Source organism: Massilia norwichensis (assembly GCF_024753245.1).
GTDB lineage: Bacteria > Pseudomonadota > Gammaproteobacteria > Burkholderiales > Burkholderiaceae_D > Telluria > Telluria norwichensis.
The window spans coordinates 223,690-241,164 of record NZ_JANUGX010000004.1 but is presented as its reverse complement, the minus strand read 5'-3'; the positions used below and the strand labels follow the sequence as shown (position 1 = coordinate 241,164).

The following is a 17,475-nucleotide window of genomic DNA, read 5'->3' as shown; positions in this document are numbered from 1 at the left end:
CCGCGAAGGCGGGAACCCAAGGGAGTTGCGTTGTCGAGACGCGGACAGAACTTGGCTCCCCGCCTGCGCGGGGATGACGGCGGTCAGGCCGCCTTCAGCTCCTGCGGCTCTTCCGCCCAGCGCTGCCGGATCGCCCGGATCGCCGGCATCTGGCCGATGAACAAATCGACCAGCGCCGGGTCGAAATGCTTGCCCTTCTGCTGGACCAGGAAGTCGAGCGCTTCCTCTTCGGTCCAGGCCTTCTTGTACGGCCGCACCGAGGTCAGGGCGTCGAACACGTCGGCGATCGCGGTAATGCGGCCTTCCAGCGGAATCTCTTCGCCCTTCAAACCCTTCGGATAGCCGCTGCCGTCCCATTTCTCGTGGTGGGTGAGGGCGATGTTGCGCGCCAGCGCCAGCATGCCGTTCGGGTGCTCGCCGATGATCTCGGCGCCGATGGTGGCGTGGCTCTGCATGATCTTCCATTCGTCCGGATCGAGCGGACCCGGTTTCTGCAGGATGCGGTCGGGGATGCCGATCTTGCCGACGTCGTGCATCGGCGCCGCGTGCAGCAGGTCGTCGGCGTCCAGTTCGGTCATGCCGGCGGCCAGGCCGAGGATGCGCGAAAAATGGCTCATGCGGATCACGTGCAGGCCGGTCTCGTTGTCCTTGTATTCGGCGGCGAGGCCGAGGCGCTGGACGATTTCCAGGCGCGATTCGCGCAGCGCTTCCATGCGCACCAGCGACAGGTGGGTGCGTACGCGCGCACGCACGATCGGCGGGCTGACCGGCTTGGTGATGTAGTCGACCGCACCGGCCTCGAAGCCCTCGACCTCGTCGTCGGTGTCGGTCAGGGCGGTCACGAAGATCACCGGGATCTCGGCAGTGCGCGGATCGGCCTTGAGCGCGGCGCAGACTTCGTAGCCGCTCATGCCCGGCATCATCACGTCCAGCAGGATCAGGTCGGGGGCTTCTTCGCGCACCAGCTCGAGCGCGCGCGGGCCGTCCTTGGCAAAACGCAGGCGGTAGTGGTCCTGCAGGATCTGGCGCAGCAGTTGCAGGTTGCTTGCTTCGTCGTCGACCGCGAGGATCAGCGGAAGGTTGACGGTACTCATTCGGTTATCTCCTGTGCCATGTCGTCAATGGCGCCCAGCACAGCGTCGAGCTGCTGCAGGGCCAAGTCAAAATCAAAATCGGCAATCGCCGCGTGCACCTGGGCCGCGCGTGCCGCCAGCGGATGGCCGCTCAGGGCCGCCGCCAGGCCGGCCGAGGCCGCATCGTCCAGGCCGCCGCGGCGCAGGGCGTCGCGCAGGACGTTGCCGGCGCGCCTGGCGCGGTCCAGGTCGACCCCCGGACGCACCGCCTGCACGGCCTTGGCGGCTGGTAGAGGCTGGGCCGCGCGGATCTCGCCCAGCGCGCCTTCCAGCAGCACGCCGAGCTGGGCCAGCGTGTCCTGCAGCGCTTCTTCTGCGCCCGGATACAGCTTGCCGCTGTCGCCGTCGACCAGGGCTTCCAGCTTGCCGAGGGCGTCGGCCAGCAGTTCCAGGCCGAGGTTGGCGGCCACGCCGCGTACCTTGTGCGCCAGCATGCGCAGGCTGCGGTAGTCGGCGTGCGAAGCCTGCATATTCAGGGCCTCGACCACGCCGGCATGCTGGGCTTCGAAATGCGCCAGCGCTTCCAGCCAGGCGTCTTCCTTGCTGCTCCAGCGGCGCAGGCCGGCCTGGCGGTTGAGGGTCATGCGTTCCTGGGCCGGCAGCTCCGGATCCGGCTGGGCACTGCCCAGGCCGAGCACGCGCGCGATCTCGTGCGAGAGCGCGAACCAGTCGACCGGCTTGCCGGCAAAGCCGTCCATGCCGGCATCGATGCTGGCGCGGCGGTGCTCGGGCAGTACGCTGGCGGTGGTGGCGATCACCGGCACGCGCTTGCGGCCGGCGGCTTGCTCCTGCTGGCGGATCAGGCGCGTGGCGCTCAGGCCGTCGATCTCCGGCATGTGGAAGTCCATCAGGATCACGTCGAAGTCTTCGCGTGCGGCCAGCGCGACCACCTGGGCGCCGTCGCCGGCGGCGGTCATGGTGTGGCCGCGGCGTGCCAGCAGCAGCTGCAGCAGTTCCAGGTTCTGCGGCACGTCGTCGGCCACCAGCACGCGCAGCGGCGGCAGGGCGGCCGGGGTGCGCACGCGCGGCTGCTGCGGCGCGAAGCGCGCCAGTACCAGCGGCAGCATCACGTGGAAGGTCGTACCCTGGCCCGGTTCGCTCTCGGCCCAGATCCTGCCGCCCATCAGCTCGACCAGCTGCTTGCTGATCGTGGTGCCCAGACCGGTGCCGCCGAAGCGGCGCGTCATCGAGGCGTCGGCCTGGGTGAACGGGTCGAAGATCGCCTGCAGGCGTTCCGGCGCGATGCCGATGCCGGTGTCCTTCACCTGGAAGTGCAGCTGCTCGTCCTGCAGCTCGGCGCGCAGGGTGACGCTGCCCTTTTCGGTGAACTTGATGGCGTTGTCGAGCAGGTTGGTCAGCACCTGGCGCACGCGCAGCTCGTCGCCGCGCAGGCAGGTCGGCAGCAGCGGGTCGTAGTGGATGTCGACCTGCAGGCCCTTGGCGCGCGCATTCGCCGCCAGCGTCGACGACAGCTCGTCGATCAGCGACAGCAGGTTGTAGTCGTTCTGCTCGAGTTCGACCGCGCCTTTTTCCAGCTTGGCGGTGTCGAGGATTTCGTTGAGCAGGCGCAGCAGCGCGCGGCCGGAACTGCGAATGGTGTCCAGGTGACGCCGCTGGTCCGACGCCAGCTCGCCGTCGAGCAGCACGTCGGTGAAGCCGAGGATGGCGTTCATCGGGGTGCGGATCTCGTGGCTCATGTTGGCCACGAAGCTGGCGCGCGCGGCGGCGGCCTGCTCGGCGGTTTCCTTCGCTTCGCGCAGCGCGTCTTCCATCTCGCGGCGTTCGGTGATGTCGAGGATCACGCCGTCCAGCCAGAACAGCTCGCCGGCCTCATTGCGCACGCCGGTGCCGTTTTCCCATAGCCAGCGCACGCTGCCGTCGGCGTTCAGCAGGCGGTACTCGACCAGATAGGGCCGGTCTTCGCGCAGCGCCGTGGCGATCGCCTCCATCACGCGCACGCGGTCGGCGGCATGGATCAGGGCGTCGAAGCTGCGGCGCGCCTTGATGCCATCGCGCTGGGCGATGAAGTCGCTGCCGGGGTAGCCGGTGATGCGCTCGACCGCGTCGCTGATGAAGATCAGCGGCCGGTCGCCTTCCAGCAGGCTGCGATAGGAGATGCCGGGGATGTTGCCGATCAGGGAGCGGAACTGCTGCTCGCTGGCGCGCAGCGCCTGTTCCATCGCGCGGCGCTCGCTGATGTCGGTGATGAAGCAGACGAACAAGTCCTTGTGGTCCATGCGCGCATGGCCGACTGCGCGGCGGATCGGGACGATGCTGCCGTCCTTGCGGCGGCCGGTCACGTCCGCGCTCTGGGCGGCTGCCGTGATCTCGCCGGTCTCCAGCGCGCGCAACAGGCCGGCCTGCGCCGAACCTTCCTCATTGCCGATCAGGACGCGGATGTGCTGGCCGACGATCTCGTCGCGTTTCCAGCCGTAGATGCGCTCGGCCGAGGCATTGAATTCGAGGATGGTGCCGTGGGCATCGACGGTGACCACTCCGTCCACGGTGGTGGTCAGCAGGGCGCGCATCCAGGCTTCGCTGCGCGACAGTTCGCGGAACAGCTGGCGGTAGCGCAGCAGGCCGTTGGCGCCCAGCACGAAGATGGTGAAGGCGACCGTGATCAGGGTGATCGCCAGCGCCAGGAAGGTCTCGGAAGCCGCCTTGTGCGAGGTCTGCACGGCGCGGCCGACGAAGCGCGCCGCTTCCATGCCGGTATAGTGCATGCCGGCGATGGCGAAGCCCATCACGATGGCGGCCAGGAAGATGCGGCGGCCTTCGCTCAGGCGGTGCGACAGGCTGGACAGGCCGAAGCGCACCCACAGCGCCAGCGTCGCCAGCACCACCGCGACCACGATCGACAGCAGGAACATGCGCAGGTCGTAGTGCAGTTCGAGCCCCATCTGCATGCCGGCCATGCCCGCATAATGCATCGCGCCGATGCCTGCACCCACCACCACGCCACCCGCCAGCAGGCCCCAGCCGCCCAGGCGCTCGCGCGCAATCAGCCACAGCGCCACGAAGGAGGCGCCGATGCTCGGCACACCCGAGATCAGGGTCGCGACCGGATCGTAGTCGACGTCGGTGCACAGGTCGAAGGCCAGCATGCCGATGAAGTGCATCGCCCACACGCCGGTGCCCAGCGCCAGGCTGCCGCTGCCCAGCACGATCCAGCGCTGGCTGCGGTTGACCACGGCCTGGCCGGCGATCAACAGCGCCATCCAGGACGCGAAGATCGCCACCAGCACCGACAGGATCACCAGCCCGGGCGTGTACATCCCATAGCTCAGCAGGGACGGGTCCTGAGGCACGTTAAATAATGAATCCAGCATAAATTGATGAAAGTGACGACGAGTGGCGGGGTTTGGCACGCAAGTATGTCACTTTCTCGCAGGAAAATGTTGCTGTGCAAGTAGATAGGATGGGACAAATGCAATTCCCTGTCGCGTCAGCGCCACCAAATTGACGAAACTTGTCGAGTTGCTATGGATTGCCGCCCGTTATATCTTGCTGGTATGCTCGACACATAGGTCAGCTGCCGGCCGGCAGCACTGGCAATGGGTGTGCCATGCGAACGAAAAACTTCATTGTTGCTGCCATGCTTGTGCTCGGCTGCGCCGTAGCGCAGGCCCGGCCGGAACCGCGTCTGTACCTCACCACCGAGGCCGCGGCGCCGCACAGCATGCTGGAAGGGAAGCGCGTGATCGGCATCGGCGCCGACACCGTGCGCGAGATCATGGGCCGCGCCCATATCGACCACACCATCGAACTGCTGCCGTGGAAGCGCGCCTATACCCTGGCGCTTGAACGCCACGACACCTGCGTGTTTTCCACCACCCGCACGCCCGAGCGCGAAGCCCTGTTCAAATGGGTCGGTCCGATCGGCGAGGCCGACTGGGTCCTGATGGGCCGCGCCGACCGCAAGCTCAAGCTGAACACCCTCGATGACGCGCGCCGCTATCGCATCGGCACCTACAACGGCGATGCGCGCGACCTCTACCTGCGCGCACGCGGCTTCGACGTCGATCCGGCGCCGAACGACCTGATCAACCCACGCAAGCTGATGGCCAACCGCATCGACCTCTGGGCCGCCAGCATCCGCCGCGGCAGCGCCACGCTGTCGCGCATGGGCTATGCCGACAAGATCGTGCCGGTGCTGGTCTTCAACCACATCCGCGTCTACCTTGCCTGCAACCGCGCCGTGCCCGACGACCTGACGGCGCGCATGGGCACCGCACTCGAATCGATGGCGCGCGACGGCACGATGGCGCGCATCGTGCACCGCTACGACGACTGGGACACCGCGCGGAATCGCTGAGGTGCCGCGTATGGCAGCCCAAGTCTGTTGACTATCCATTAACACAGGATTATCTTGAGGGGTTGCCGGCCTGCGTCCGGCTTTCCTTGAGCATCCCATGACAAGTCCCATCCGGTTTCTGGGCGTTTCCCCACTGATTCCCGCGCGCGACGTCGAGGAGGGCATCGCTTTCTACCAGCGTGCGCTGGGTTTCGAATTGTTCTACCGCGACGCCGAGCCGGCCCAGTTCGCGATCGTCGGCAGCGGCGACGCCCACCTGCACCTGTTCGCCAGCCAGGACAAGCACCTGGCCGACTGGACCAGCCTGCGGATCGGGGTCGACGGCATCGATGCCTTGTACGCGCGCTGCGGCGATGCCGGCTGTGTGCATCCGAACGGCACGCTCGGGTCGCGGCCTTGGGGGACGCGCGAGTTTTCGATCGTCGATCCGAGTGGGGTGTGTATTGCATTCGTGGAGGAGCAGGGCCAGGTTCAAGGGCATTCCCAGAACCAGCACTCGACCGCGTGCCAGTAGACGTGGCCGCCTTCGCAGGCGAGGCGGTGATGCTCGTCGTGGCATACCGGGTCGATGTGGCCCTGCGGGTCGTAAGACACCGGCGAGCGTGAGGCTCATGCGGGTAGCGCAGGTGTTGGCCATTGCGGGTTCTTCGCCTTCTCCGGATGGCCGACCCACTGCCAGGCTCGCCGGCGAAGACGTGTTCACGCCCGAGAAACAGCGGGGGGTCGCCGCCATGCTGCGCACGCAGTGCGCAGTAGGCCTACATCAAGAAGAGCGACATCGACGTCGAAGCGCGGTGGCGATTTGTGCGAAACACAATGGCCGAAATAGGCATGAACTGATGTTGGAATGCAACATCAGTTCATGCCTATTTTGCAAAATTTTAAAGGGTGACTAATCAATGAAACCCAAATTAAATGATAGCCAAAGCAGCCTCGTGCACCCCTACGATATGGGCAGAGAGCGAATCTAACGGAGTGGCCGGCATACTTTCAGGGTTATACGTGTATGGCGGTTCAGCCACTCTGACTCCATTTTGCTTCTGAATGAATGCGATAGTTTCGGGCCCTAAAATGATATCGCCATGGCCCGGCGCCCAGCCCCCTAGGTCTACCTCTTGGACGTTCATGCACATCCCTACAGTAGAAAACGCTGCATCGCTATTGTGTCCGCCAAAACTGTCAAACGCATTATAGTCATAATTTTGGGCATTAATTGCTGCGCCACAGTCTTTTCCAGCCTGCCATTGTTTCATTATTTCTGCGTCGGTTCCCTTTGCTACTACCTGTTTTGGAGTACTTGCGTCCCGCACCATACCTTGATCTGTTTCTAACCTGCAGCTTGCCGCCGAGAGTCGATACATTTACTTCGCCATTCGCGTCAATGGGTCATCCATTTATTTGTGCAATCTCTCCCATTTCCATTCATTAAGATACGGAAGTTAAGAGAGCCAAAGTAGAGTGCCGAAGCTTTTGCCTGAACAATTGTAGCAACTTACTCTCCTAAAATTTATTTTGTTTTATTTTGCTTTCGACTTTTATTTCATTGCTAAATATTATTGCCTTAACGTATATATCCGTTTGGATTTTAATGGTTTGTAACTTATCCGGACTGCTAAGTACGGATTTTGTACTGCCAACGTATTCGCAATAATTTTTGTCCTCGTCCAAGCATTTGAAACCTAAGCTCGTAAGTCCATTTTTTGCTCTGTCGTCTTTAGGAATATTTTGTTCTTTTATTAGTCTGTCGACAGAGTGATTTACGGCTGACTCCCCCAGGAAAATAGAATTTCTCAGCGTTATTGCTAGTGGGCTTTTGCCAAGACCTGAATAGTCGTTAACCGCACTTGGATCTATGGCACACGCTGAAAGCATTAAGGGGAGGACGTATTTAGCCAAACGCATAGAGTTACCTCAAATTTTCAGTACGAACGATCTCGTGCAAACGATGAAAGTATTTACGTCAAGCCGTAAGTTTGGAAACAACACTTGGTAAAGTCTAACCTGATCATTTCGGAGGAACTCTTCAATTGTTTCAAAAGTAGATTTATTTAACGCTGTGAGGACTAAATTTAACCTTCGGCCTTGAGCCTCATTTCTCGCTAGAAATGTGACAATGCAGCAGGCAGTGTTGGCCGCTCAAGGAGCGTCCAATGATCCCAGCAGCAACAATGCTTCAGCTTACCTCGACGCCGAAAAGGCTGTCCTCGCTGGCAAGACCGTCACCTTTCCAGGGCGGTCGATGGGCATGGAGATATGGCAGAAATTCGCAAGGGCCGCCATCAAGGGAGCGCTCGAGGACTTTGGTCAGGGCGCTGGCAATACTGGCGCGCCCCGACAGCCGCGGGAGCTGCCTTCTCGCCCGGCATGATCATCGACAACGTCGCTGTCGGTGAAGAGATTGGCATGATCGATTCCAACCGGCCCAATCCCAACCTGCTGACTTTCCGCCAGGGCAGTTGCGCGCGGTTGCCGCAGGTCTGGGCGGCAGCCAGCATCGCACGCGACTACAGCGGTACCTACTCTTTGCAGCGACAGGAGCTGGTCGAGCAGTGGATTTACTATGCGATGCTCTGCAACAAGTTCGTCGGCCAGTCGATGCATTGGATCGATCTTCTCAAGGGAGCCCTGGCCTGGCATTCCTTGGTCGAGGACGGGTTCGCCAGCGAGGGCCGGCTCATGCGCAGGCGCGGCGTCTCCCTAGGAATGAGACTGCATCAGAAACAAACTGTTGACTTCGAACACGGCCAGCAATCCATAAGGACGCCAAGCCCCGGCACGCTTCAAAGATGTGGACATTTCTTTTCCACCCGAAAATTCGACGTGGTGTAAATGGTGGCGAGATTTATGCGGTAATCCTTGGTGCTTTCGGGATTACCTAATCTCGGCAGAGGGGGGAAGTGCTCGAAAATGCAGGAAAAGCGGGATATTTCGAGGTGCTGCGCTGCAAGCTGTTGGTGCCTCCGGCCGGAATCGAACCGGCACGCCTTTCGGCGCTTGATTTTGAGTCAAGTGCGTCTACCAATTCCGCCACAGAGGCTGCAAGCGCAGGCGCGCATCTTAGCACATGGGATGCCAAAAAGACCAGTGCGCGCAAACTCTTCCGTCGTATCGCCCTGGGATTCCTGTCTCGCAGGGCGGGCTCGACCCGGTGCTCGCGCACCGGGCCTGCCAATGAAGCAGGAAGGTCAGCAATCCATCTGCCGGCGTAGAGCACGCAGCGCCGGCACCGGGCCCATGACTTCGAGCGCATGGGCGCGCACCGTCACGGCGATTTCCTTGCCGCTGCGCGCGCGATAGCGCACCGCGCCGGGCACGCGTTCGGCCGGCGCGTAGCCGAGACGGCCCAGCGCGTCGTCCAGCGTGACGACCAGGTGACAGGCATCGAAGCGGGTCGTGACCTCGAAGCGGCCGGGCATCATGCTCATCATTGGCAGCAGGCCGCCGGCCAGCACCGGCACCACGATATAGGCCAGCGGCGCGCCCGGATCGATCTGCTGGAAAATGAACATCAGCGCCGGCAGACCCAGCACCAGCGTCAGGACCAGCAAGGTCACGCGTTGCGGCGAACGCAGGGGGGAAGGACGGCGCGCCTGTTCCGGGACGCGCTCGATATCGGAAAACGTCACGCTTTTCATGATGGGCTCCTTGGCTGGCGATGCCGCGGGATAGCGGGCACATCCATCATTTTGATAATCTAGGCCACTGGGGAATTGATCTTCCTCAAGCGACCCTTTGCCGAGGATGAAGTGTTTGCGCCGAGGAAATTCAAGGGCCAAAAATGCCACGCTTTGTCGAAAGACGGCTGAGATTTGTGCGCAATCTAACAGTTGAGAGGTAGGTAGGAACCTATGCTGATATCCCGGATCGGTGTCAATACACCGGCTCCCCGGAGTGTAAGTCCCGATAACTTTCTCAGGAACTATCATGAAACTGAAATCTCTCGTTCTGAGCGCCCTCATCGCGGGCGCGGCGGCCGTCTCTCAAGGCGCCGCTGCCCAGGCGATCGACCGCACCGTTCCGCTAGTGACAGCGGGCGACGGCGTGGGCGGCTTCAACGCGCATTTCGGCGATACCTTCACTGCCTCGACCGTCGGCAGTACCTTTACCGATATCTTCACCTTCAACATCGGCACGCCCTTCGACGCCTCTGCCTCGGTGACTTCGTCCTTCCTCAACACCCCGCAGACCAAGGATCTCCTGATCACCAGCTTCAGCCTGTACCGTTACAATCCGGGGACGATGGCGGTCCTCGGCACGGCCATCGCCGGCATCAACGAAACCGGCTTCGGCTCGCATCCGACCGATTCGTGGTCGCTGTCGTCCTATGGCCTGACCAGCGGCTACTACGCGTTGAGAGTCGACGGACAGGTGCTGGGCACGGGCGGCGGCGCATTCGGCGGCGACCTGACGGTATCGCCGGTGCCGGAACCGGCAACCTACGGCATGCTGCTGGCGGGCCTCGGCCTGCTCGGCGTGGCGGCAACCCGCCGCAAGCTGGTGCCGCGCAGGATCTGAACACGGTCCGCCATAAAAGAAAAGCCACCTGGTCGGGTGGCTTTTTCGTTTCAGGGCTGCGTCGACTCAGCGCCGCTGGTACAGGCGGAAGCGTTCGTCGCGGTCGGACGGGCGGCGTCCTTCCCAAAGCATGGTCCAGTCGCGCGGGCGGAATTCTTCCAGCACCACTTCGCCGCCGCGCGGGCCGTCGCCGGTCTGGATCACGCTCTGGCGGGTGGCATCGGCGTGCGCGTTGTCGGCAGCTTTCTTGAGGCTGTCCTGCAGCAGCAGGTAGCTGCACTTGCCGCCCTCGACGCCGGCGAAGGGCAGGTGGCCGAAGTAGGCGAAGGAAGCGCGCTGGGCCGGGCCGACATTGGTGTCGATGCAGTCGGCGTTGGCCGGCAGGCGCGCCGCGATCTGCTGGGCCACCGAGGCATAGCTGCGGGCATAGTTCAGGTCCGGCAGGAACAGGGTCATCAACAGCACCCACAGCAGGATCAGGCCGCCCGAGGACAGCACCACGGCGCGCCACAGCACCGAAGGCTGGCGCGACAGGCGCCAGTGCACCAGCAGGAACCAGCCGGTCGTGGCGGCGGCGGCAACGACGAAGGCGACGATGCCGAATTCCGGCTTGAAGCCGGGCACCAGCTTGAGCGCATTCTTGGCGAATTGCGCCGGCCAGCCGGTCAGCTTGGCCACCCAGAACAGCCAGATCACGCCGCCCAGCAGGGTCAGCACCATCACCGAGAACCAGTCGATCGCATTGATGGTGCCGCGTTTCATGGTCGGCAGGCCGAAGGCCGCCATCAGCGCCATCGGCGGCAGCAGCTTGAGCAGGTCGCCGTTTTCCGGCACCGGATCGCACAGCACCAGCAGCACCAGCAGGCCGACGAAGCAGGTTGGCAGGATGATGTGCAGCATGCCGTGCTGGCGGCGCCAGGCCCAGGCGGCCCAGGCGGCAAACGGCCAGGCCGGCCAGCAGAACCAGACGCCGACGCGGAAGAAGGCCTTGATCGAGTGCCAGCTCGGCACGCTCAGCTGGCCGGCGTTCCAGATCAGCCATTCGCCCACCGGCGACATGTTGTAGGGACGCACCAGCAGCGCGGGCAGGATCCAGACCAGCATCACCAGCACGGCGGTGCCGGCGGACAGGCCGAGGTTGCGCAGCACCGGGCGCGCCGGCAGCTTCAGCAGGTGGGTGCACAGTACCAGCGCGCCCAGCAGGACGATCGGCGAAGCGATGCCGCGGGTCAGCGCCAGCGCGCCCAGCACCATGCCGGTCAGCGCCGCATTGCGCCGGGTAGGCTCTTCGATATAGCGCACCGAGCGGTACATGAACCAGGCCAGCAGCGAACCCTGCAGGGTGACGGCCAGGGTCTCATGGCTCTGCAGCAGCAGGCCGAGGCAGCCCAGGTAGATCAGGACGGCGGTATCGGCCAGGGTGCGGCCGTAATCGTCGGGTTCGGGCTGGCCGCCGAAAGCCAGGCGCAGCGGCTGGGCTTCCGCACGCCGTCCGAGCCGGAACGCGGTCTGCCACAGCGACACGGTGCCGAGCACGAACAGGCCGATGGTCGACATGCGCGCTGCCAGCACGTCGCCCAGCAGCCAGCCGAATAATTTGATGCACAGTGCGCCCAGCCAGAAGGCCAGCGGGCCTTCCTCGGGCGAGGGCAGGCCGGCGATATTCGGCAGCAGCCAGTCGCTGACACTGCCGTGCGCCATGGTCCACATGATGCCGAAGCTGGCAGCGTCATCCTTCCACGGGTCGCGGCCGATCAGGCCCGGCAGGATGTACAACAGGCCAAGTGCATACAGGGCCCATCGTGGCAGCGCGAGGGTGGCGGCGGCAGGGAGGCGGACTGGTTTCATCGATAGTGTTGCGTGATGCGTCTAAATAATGTCGCGCTAGTATAGCGGCAAAAAAAAAAGGAAGCCCCAAGGCTTCCTTCATGGAAACCCGTAGGTCTCCGTGGTGTTCGCTCGTCGGGAAATTAACCGTTGGCGACGCTGGTCTTCGAGCCGACCGAACCGAACTTCTGGCGGAATTTCTCAACGCGGCCAGCGGTGTCGACGATCTTGTGCTTACCGGTGAAGAACGGGTGCGATTCAGCGGACACCTCGATCTTGACCAGCGGGTATTGCTTGCCTTCGAAATCGATGGTTTCGCGGGTAGCGATGGTCGAACGGGTGATGAACTTGAAGTCGCACGACAGATCGTGGAAGACGACTTCGCGGTAATCCGGATGGGTATCGGTTTTCATGGTTTTGCCTCGGTTAAGTTGGTAGCCAAAAGGCACTTCGTCGGTCCTGCTGCTTCTTGACCCGATTGCCGATCACTTGCCAGTGGTTGATACGGAACCGGAGATTATATGCCACCTGGTCCCGCGAGGCAACTCGCATGGCTGACAAACGCCCGGTTCAGGCGTGGGGCAGGCGCGCCATCATCGTCAGAATCATGCCGCCGAAGCCGAGCACCATGGTAATGGCGGTTGCCGCCATCCATTTGCTCAGGTGTGCAGATTCGCTATGGATGTTGGTTTTGAGTTCGGCCTTCAGTTCCGACAGGTCAGCTTTGGTAGGCAGCATGGTCATTCTCGTATCGAAGCGGGTTTCGAGGACGGTCAAGCGCCGATCCACCTGGGCATCTTTATGGCGCTGGGCGGGTACATCGTGCAATTCATCGGAAGTCATCGTGGCTCCTTGGTTGTATGGGAGCGATGTTCCGGGCTCAGGGCATGCAGGGGTTTGATCTGAACGAATCGTAGCGCATAAAACAGAAAAGGCGAGCACTGCTCGCCTTTTCCATGGATCCCGTCATTATCAGGAGCGTCTAACAGAGCCTCCAGGGCAAGGCGCATCGTCGAAGACAGTACGCTAGTACGGCGAGACGATGCAACGCCGCCATGGAGGTTCTGTTAGGGGCGACCGGGATCAGCCGCCGCGGCGCATCAGATCGAAGAACTCGACGTTGTTCTTCGTTGCGCGCATCTTGTCGAGGATGAACTCCATCGCCTCGATCTCGTCCATCGAGTACAGCAGCTTGCGCAGAATCCAGATTTTTTGCAGCTGGTCCGGCTTGATCAGCAGTTCTTCGCGGCGGGTGCCCGACTTGTTCAGGTTGATTGCCGGGTAGACGCGCTTCTCGGCCAGGCGGCGCTCCAGGTGCACCTCCATGTTGCCGGTACCCTTGAATTCTTCGTAGATCACGTCGTCCATGCGCGAGCCGGTTTCGATCAGCGCGGTGGCGACGATGGTCAGCGAACCGCCTTCTTCGACGTTACGGGCGGCGCCGAAGAAACGCTTAGGACGCTGCAGCGCGTTGGCGTCGACACCGCCGGTCAGGACCTTGCCCGAGGCCGGGATCACGGTGTTGTAGGCACGCGCCAGACGGGTGATCGAGTCCAGCAGGATCACGACATCCTTCTTCATTTCGACCAGGCGCTTGGCCTTTTCCAGCACCATCTCGGCAACCTGCACGTGGCGGGTGGCCGGTTCGTCGAAGGTCGAGGCGACCACTTCGCCGCGCACCGAGCGCTGCATCTCGGTCACTTCTTCAGGACGTTCGTCGATCAGCAGGACGATCAGGGTGACGTCCGGATGGTTCGCGGTGATCGCGTGGGCGATGTGCTGCAGCATGACCGACTTGCCGGACTTCGGCGAGGCCACCAGCAGGCCGCGCTGGCCCTTGCCGATCGGCGAGATCAGGTCGACGATGCGGCCGGTGATGTTCTCGGCGCCGTTCATGTCGCGTTCGAGGCGCAGCGGCACTTGCGGGTGCAGCGGCGTCAGGTTCTCGAACAGGATGCGGTGCTTCGAGGCTTCCGGCGATTCGCCGTTGACCTTGTCCACCTTCACCAATGCAAAATAGCGCTCGCCATCCTTCGGCGTACGCACTTCCCCTTCGATCGAGTCACCCGTATGCAGGTTGAAGCGGCGGATCTGCGACGGCGAGATATAGATGTCGTCGGTCGAGGCCATGTAGCTCGCATCCGGCGAACGCAGGAAACCGAAGCCGTCAGGCAGCACTTCGAGCGCGCCGTCGCCGAAAATCTGTTCGCCTTGTTTCGCGCGCTTCTTGAGGATCGCGAACATCAGTTCTTGTTTGCGCAGGCGGGCTGCGTTGTCGATATCGAGGCTGATCGCCATCTCCAGAAGGGCGGAGACGTGCATTGCCTTCAGTTCAGATAAGTGCATGTGTCGGGTGTCCCGTGACGGGAAAGTAAAGGTAGGGGAGGGAACTACGTGGGTTGATTAAATGAGAAGCATCGGGGTCGATGGCCTTCCCGGAATGGCGGCAGTGCGGGCGCGCTGCCGCCGGCTATGGTATCAGATGTTGCTATCGATGAAAGCAGTCAGTTGGCCTTTTGCCATTGCGCCGACCTTCTGCGCGGCTGCGACGCCGTTCTTGAACAGGATCAGGGTCGGGATGCCACGGATGCCGAATTTGGCCGGCACGGCCTGGTTTGCATCGACGTCCATCTTCGCGATCTGGATTTTGCCGTCGTATTCTTTGGCGACTTCTTCCAGGATCGGGGCGATCATCTTGCAAGGACCGCACCACTCGGCCCAGAAGTCGACCAGGACCGGGCGCTCGGATTTGAGCACGTCGGTTTCGAAAGATGCATCGCTGATGTGTTTGATGTTTTCGCTCATGTTTTCCTCAGTGAGAGGTAGGTCAATTAACGCCTGCACGCACAATGGTGGAGACACTGTGTGCAATATTCAATAGTGGAAGAGCTGCAAGGGGGTGTCAGGCGGGGGTTAGCGGGAATAATAACCGATTTTCCTGAAACGTGTTCGCAAGCTTTGTACAAAATCTTAACACGTTAGCACGCCCTGCATCCACGCCTTGTAATGCGCTGCTTCACAGCGCGCCGGTGAACTTGTACAGATGGCCCGGATGCCACATCGTCGCCACCGTCGCCACCCGGCCCTGGGAGGTGGTGCGGCGCCGCAGCACCAGGCTGGCGCTGCCCGGCGCGATGGCCAGCATCTCGGCCACTTCGCGCGGTGCCGGCAGAGCTTCGATGCTGTACGTGGCATCCTGCAGCGGCGCGGCCACCATCAGGTGTTCGTTCGGGGTGAGGCGGGTATAGTCCTGTTGCAGATAAGCCGGTGCGCAGGCCGGGTTGACCCAGCGGTCCTCGACCTGGATCGCCTGGCCGTTCTCGTGGTGCACGATCACCGAGTGGAACAGCGGCGCGCCCGGCGCCAGCCCGAACTGCAGGGCCAGCGCCTCGGCGGCAGGCGCTTCCTCCAGCAGCAGCGGGCGGCTGGTGTGGGCATGGCCGCGCGCGCGGACTTCATCGGCGATGTTGCGGATCTCGACCAGCGTCGCCTGGTACTTTTGCGGCGCGACGAAGGTGCCCGCACCCTGGCGCCGCGTCAGCACCTGTTCGGCGGTCAGCTCGCGCACGGCGCGGTTGACGGTCATGCGCGAGACGCCGAACTGGCGCACCAGCGCCTGTTCGGACGGCACCAGGTCGCCTTCCTTCCAGCGCCCGGAGGCGATCTCGCCGACCAGGTAATCCTTGATGCGCTGAAAAATCGGGGTGGCGTCCTGTGCGCTGTGCTGTTCCAAGCTGGTTCTCCTGCTTTACGATGGCGGACCGCGGCGGGTGGCGGTCCGGAGCGATTGTCCGGCACAGCCAATTTGAAAGCAAGAGCCGGGATGACGCGCGCTTTGGTGGCCGCTAGCATGGCCGTATTCGACATGTGGAATAGGGAGACTACCATGGACAAGCCGGCTTTCAGGACCGACGACGAGCGCTGGGCCGCCGTACAGGCGCGCCTGCGCGAGGCCGATGGCCTCTTCTATTACTCGGTGCGCACGACCGGCGTGTATTGCCAGCCATCATGCCCATCGCGCGGGGCCCGGCGCGCCAACGTCGCTTTTCACGCGACCCGTCTCGATGCGGAAAACGCCGGCTTCCGGCCCTGCCTGCGCTGCAAGCCGGACCAGCCGCCGCTGGCCGAGCGCCAGGCGGCGGCCGTCGCCCAGGCTTGCCGCCTGATCGACACGGCTGTCGAGGCGCCCGACCTGGCCAGCCTGGCCGAGGCCTGCGGCATGAGCCGCTTTCACTTTCACCGCGTGTTCAAGGCGCATACCGGGATCACGCCCAAGGCCTATGCGGCTGCGCGCCGCGCCGAGCGTCTGAAACAGGGACTGGCGCAGGCGCCCAGCGTCACGGCGGCCGCCTACGACGCCGGCTTCAATTCCAGCGGCCGCTTTTATGCGGCGTCGCCGGGCGTGCTGGGCATGACGCCGGGGCGTTACCGCTCGGGCGGCGGCGGCGAAGTCATTCGCTTTGCGGTGGCGGCCTGTTCGCTGGGGGCCCTGCTGGTCGCTTCGACGGATAAAGGCATCTGCTCGATCCTGCTCGGCGACGATCCCGATGCGCTGGTGCGCGACCTGCAGGACCGCTTCCCGAAGGCCGAACTGGTCGGCGCCGAGCCAGGCTTCGAAGCGACGGTGGCGCAGGTGGTGGCCTTCGTCGAGGCGCCGCGCATCGGCCTGGACCTGCCGCTCGACCTGCGCGGCACTGCCTTCCAGCAGCGCGTGTGGCAGGCGCTGCGCAGCATCCCGGCCGGCCGCACGGTGGGCTATGCGGAACTCGCCGCGCAGCTCGGCATGCCGCAGGGCGCGCGCGCGGTGGCCGGCGCCTGCGCCGCCAACCCGGTGGCGATCGCCGTGCCCTGCCACCGCGTGGTGCGCAACGATGGGTCGATCTCGGGCTACCGCTGGGGTGTCGAGCGCAAGCGGGCGCTGCTCGAACGAGAGCTTGATAAAAGCTAAACCGGGGTCAGAGCCCGGTTTTTGGAAATGTCTCTACGGCCAGAACCTGTTAGTTCAGGTTTGCTGAAGGTCCAGCGGACGGTTGCTGTTACCAGCTCTCCTGACTGCGTCGAGCAATTCTTCCGATAAAACTTCGCTGAACAAATGGCGGTATGCCGCACGGCGTATCTCTAGTGTCCTGCCCAAGCTCGCATACACGGGATGCGGCGTGATCAGGGGGCTCTCCTGGCCGAAAGCATTCGTTCTGTAACTGGACCATGGATAGTCAGCAGGCGTATCCACCATATTTGCTCGCACGGGATTGAGTTCAATGTAGCGTTGGCAGATCAGGAAATAGCGCTCATCCAGTATCGGACTCGAGCGAAAGCGGCCTTCCCATAAGGTGCCCGTGCGGACATGCCGGCGATTGAAATATTGCACATAGCGTTGGCCCAGCCGTTGCATCATCGTGCTCGCACTGTCGGCCGTGTCCGGCGAGAGAAGGAGATGGACATGGTTGCTCATGAGTACATACGCATGTAAAGCACAACCAGCGTCGAACGCGCATTCGCGCAGCATGTCGAGGTAAATCAAGTAGTCATTCTGCACTTGGAAGCACGGCGCCCGATTATTGCCTCGTTGGATAAGGTGCAATGGGATCGAAGGGGAAATGACGCGGCGAGGACGTGGCATGGTAAAGGCGGAATTTGACCGAAGCATGATCGTAGATGTGTCTGCCGCTGGACCTCGAATCGGCA

The 17,475-nt window shown here is 62.8% G+C and carries 17 protein-coding genes and 1 tRNA gene; 5 read left to right on the top strand and 13 right to left on the bottom strand.

What is annotated here, in order from left to right:
• Positions 1-83 precede the first annotated feature (83 nt).
• Together NX782_RS05690 and NX782_RS05685 are read right to left on the bottom strand one after the other, a co-directional pair.
• Positions 84-1,094 carry a response regulator gene (locus tag NX782_RS05690; protein ID WP_258844443.1) on the bottom strand — a complete coding sequence of 337 codons (1,011 nt, stop codon included), beginning with the start codon at positions 1,092-1,094 and terminating at the stop codon, positions 84-86.
• Positions 1,091-4,462, bottom strand: coding sequence for an MHYT domain-containing protein (locus NX782_RS05685; RefSeq protein WP_258844442.1), 3,372 nt, complete (start codon positions 4,460-4,462; stop codon positions 1,091-1,093). Before NX782_RS05685 ends, NX782_RS05690 begins: the two co-directional genes overlap by 4 nt.
• 236 nt (positions 4,463-4,698) lie before the next feature.
• Here NX782_RS05685 and NX782_RS05680 point away from each other — a divergent pair, with 236 nt between their 5' ends.
• Both NX782_RS05680 and NX782_RS05675 read left to right on the top strand, forming a co-directional pair.
• Positions 4,699-5,448: a substrate-binding periplasmic protein gene (locus NX782_RS05680; protein WP_258844441.1), complete on the top strand. Its 750-nt coding sequence runs from the start codon at positions 4,699-4,701 to the stop codon at positions 5,446-5,448.
• A 97-nt stretch (positions 5,449-5,545) separates the two neighbouring features.
• A complete protein-coding gene (locus NX782_RS05675; protein ID WP_258844440.1) occupies positions 5,546-5,962 on the top strand; it encodes a bleomycin resistance protein in 417 nt (138 codons plus the stop codon).
• Positions 5,963-6,359: 397 nt separating this feature from the next.
• Here NX782_RS05675 and NX782_RS05670 read toward each other — a convergent pair whose 3' ends face one another.
• Together NX782_RS05670 and NX782_RS05665 are read right to left on the bottom strand one after the other, a co-directional pair.
• Positions 6,360-6,809 carry a hypothetical protein gene (locus NX782_RS05670; protein ID WP_258844439.1) on the bottom strand — a complete coding sequence of 150 codons (450 nt, stop codon included), beginning with the start codon at positions 6,807-6,809 and terminating at the stop codon, positions 6,360-6,362.
• Positions 6,810-6,948: 139 nt separating this feature from the next.
• A complete protein-coding gene (locus NX782_RS05665) occupies positions 6,949-7,350 on the bottom strand; it encodes a hypothetical protein (RefSeq protein ID WP_258844438.1) in 402 nt (133 codons plus the stop codon).
• A 351-nt stretch (positions 7,351-7,701) separates the two neighbouring features.
• Between NX782_RS05665 and NX782_RS05660 the strand changes: the two genes are divergently transcribed.
• On the top strand, positions 7,702-8,277 hold the full coding sequence (locus NX782_RS05660) for a phage portal protein (protein ID WP_258844437.1): 576 nt from the start codon (positions 7,702-7,704) through the stop codon (positions 8,275-8,277).
• A gap of 123 nt (positions 8,278-8,400) precedes the next feature.
• Here NX782_RS05660 and NX782_RS05655 read toward each other — a convergent pair.
• Together NX782_RS05655 and NX782_RS05650 are read right to left on the bottom strand one after the other, a co-directional pair.
• Positions 8,401-8,485, bottom strand: a tRNA-Leu gene (locus NX782_RS05655).
• A 148-nt stretch (positions 8,486-8,633) separates the two neighbouring features.
• The gene (locus NX782_RS05650) at positions 8,634-9,083 is read right to left on the bottom strand and encodes a hypothetical protein (RefSeq protein WP_258844436.1); all 450 of its coding nucleotides are present in this window, start codon (positions 9,081-9,083) and stop codon (positions 8,634-8,636) included.
• A 289-nt stretch (positions 9,084-9,372) separates the two neighbouring features.
• Between NX782_RS05650 and NX782_RS05645 the strand changes: the two genes are divergently transcribed.
• A complete protein-coding gene (locus NX782_RS05645) occupies positions 9,373-9,963 on the top strand; it encodes an FxDxF family PEP-CTERM protein (protein WP_258844435.1) in 591 nt (196 codons plus the stop codon).
• A 66-nt stretch (positions 9,964-10,029) separates the two neighbouring features.
• Here the strand turns inward: NX782_RS05645 and NX782_RS05640 are convergent, their stop codons facing one another.
• The 6 genes from NX782_RS05640 to hutC form a co-directional block, all read right to left on the bottom strand.
• On the bottom strand, positions 10,030-11,811 hold the full coding sequence (locus tag NX782_RS05640; protein WP_258844434.1) for an ArnT family glycosyltransferase: 1,782 nt from the start codon (positions 11,809-11,811) through the stop codon (positions 10,030-10,032).
• 122 nt (positions 11,812-11,933) lie between these two features.
• Complete coding sequence (locus tag NX782_RS05635; RefSeq protein WP_258844433.1) at positions 11,934-12,203, bottom strand: type B 50S ribosomal protein L31; 270 nt, start codon at positions 12,201-12,203, stop codon at positions 11,934-11,936.
• Between the two features lie 157 nt (positions 12,204-12,360).
• Positions 12,361-12,633 (bottom strand): hypothetical protein, encoded by a 273-nt coding sequence (locus NX782_RS05630; protein ID WP_258844432.1) that lies wholly within the window; start codon positions 12,631-12,633, stop codon positions 12,361-12,363.
• Positions 12,634-12,873: 240 nt separating this feature from the next.
• On the bottom strand, positions 12,874-14,136 hold the full coding sequence (gene rho / locus NX782_RS05625; RefSeq protein ID WP_258844431.1) for a transcription termination factor Rho: 1,263 nt from the start codon (positions 14,134-14,136) through the stop codon (positions 12,874-12,876).
• Positions 14,137-14,268: 132 nt separating this feature from the next.
• Positions 14,269-14,595, bottom strand: a complete 327-nt coding sequence (gene trxA, locus NX782_RS05620; RefSeq protein ID WP_258844430.1) for a thioredoxin TrxA — start codon at positions 14,593-14,595, stop codon at positions 14,269-14,271.
• 211 nt (positions 14,596-14,806) lie between these two features.
• Positions 14,807-15,523 (bottom strand): histidine utilization transcriptional repressor HutC, encoded by a 717-nt coding sequence (hutC, locus tag NX782_RS05615; RefSeq protein WP_258844429.1) that lies wholly within the window; start codon positions 15,521-15,523, stop codon positions 14,807-14,809.
• Between the two features lie 153 nt (positions 15,524-15,676).
• Between hutC and ada the strand changes: the two genes are divergently transcribed.
• Positions 15,677-16,738: a bifunctional DNA-binding transcriptional regulator/O6-methylguanine-DNA methyltransferase Ada gene (gene ada, locus NX782_RS05610; protein ID WP_258844428.1), complete on the top strand. Its 1,062-nt coding sequence runs from the start codon at positions 15,677-15,679 to the stop codon at positions 16,736-16,738.
• 54 nt (positions 16,739-16,792) lie between these two features.
• Here ada and NX782_RS05605 read toward each other — a convergent pair whose 3' ends face one another.
• Positions 16,793-17,410, bottom strand: coding sequence for a transposase (locus tag NX782_RS05605; RefSeq protein WP_258844427.1), 618 nt, complete (start codon positions 17,408-17,410; stop codon positions 16,793-16,795).
• Positions 17,411-17,475 lie beyond the last annotated feature (65 nt).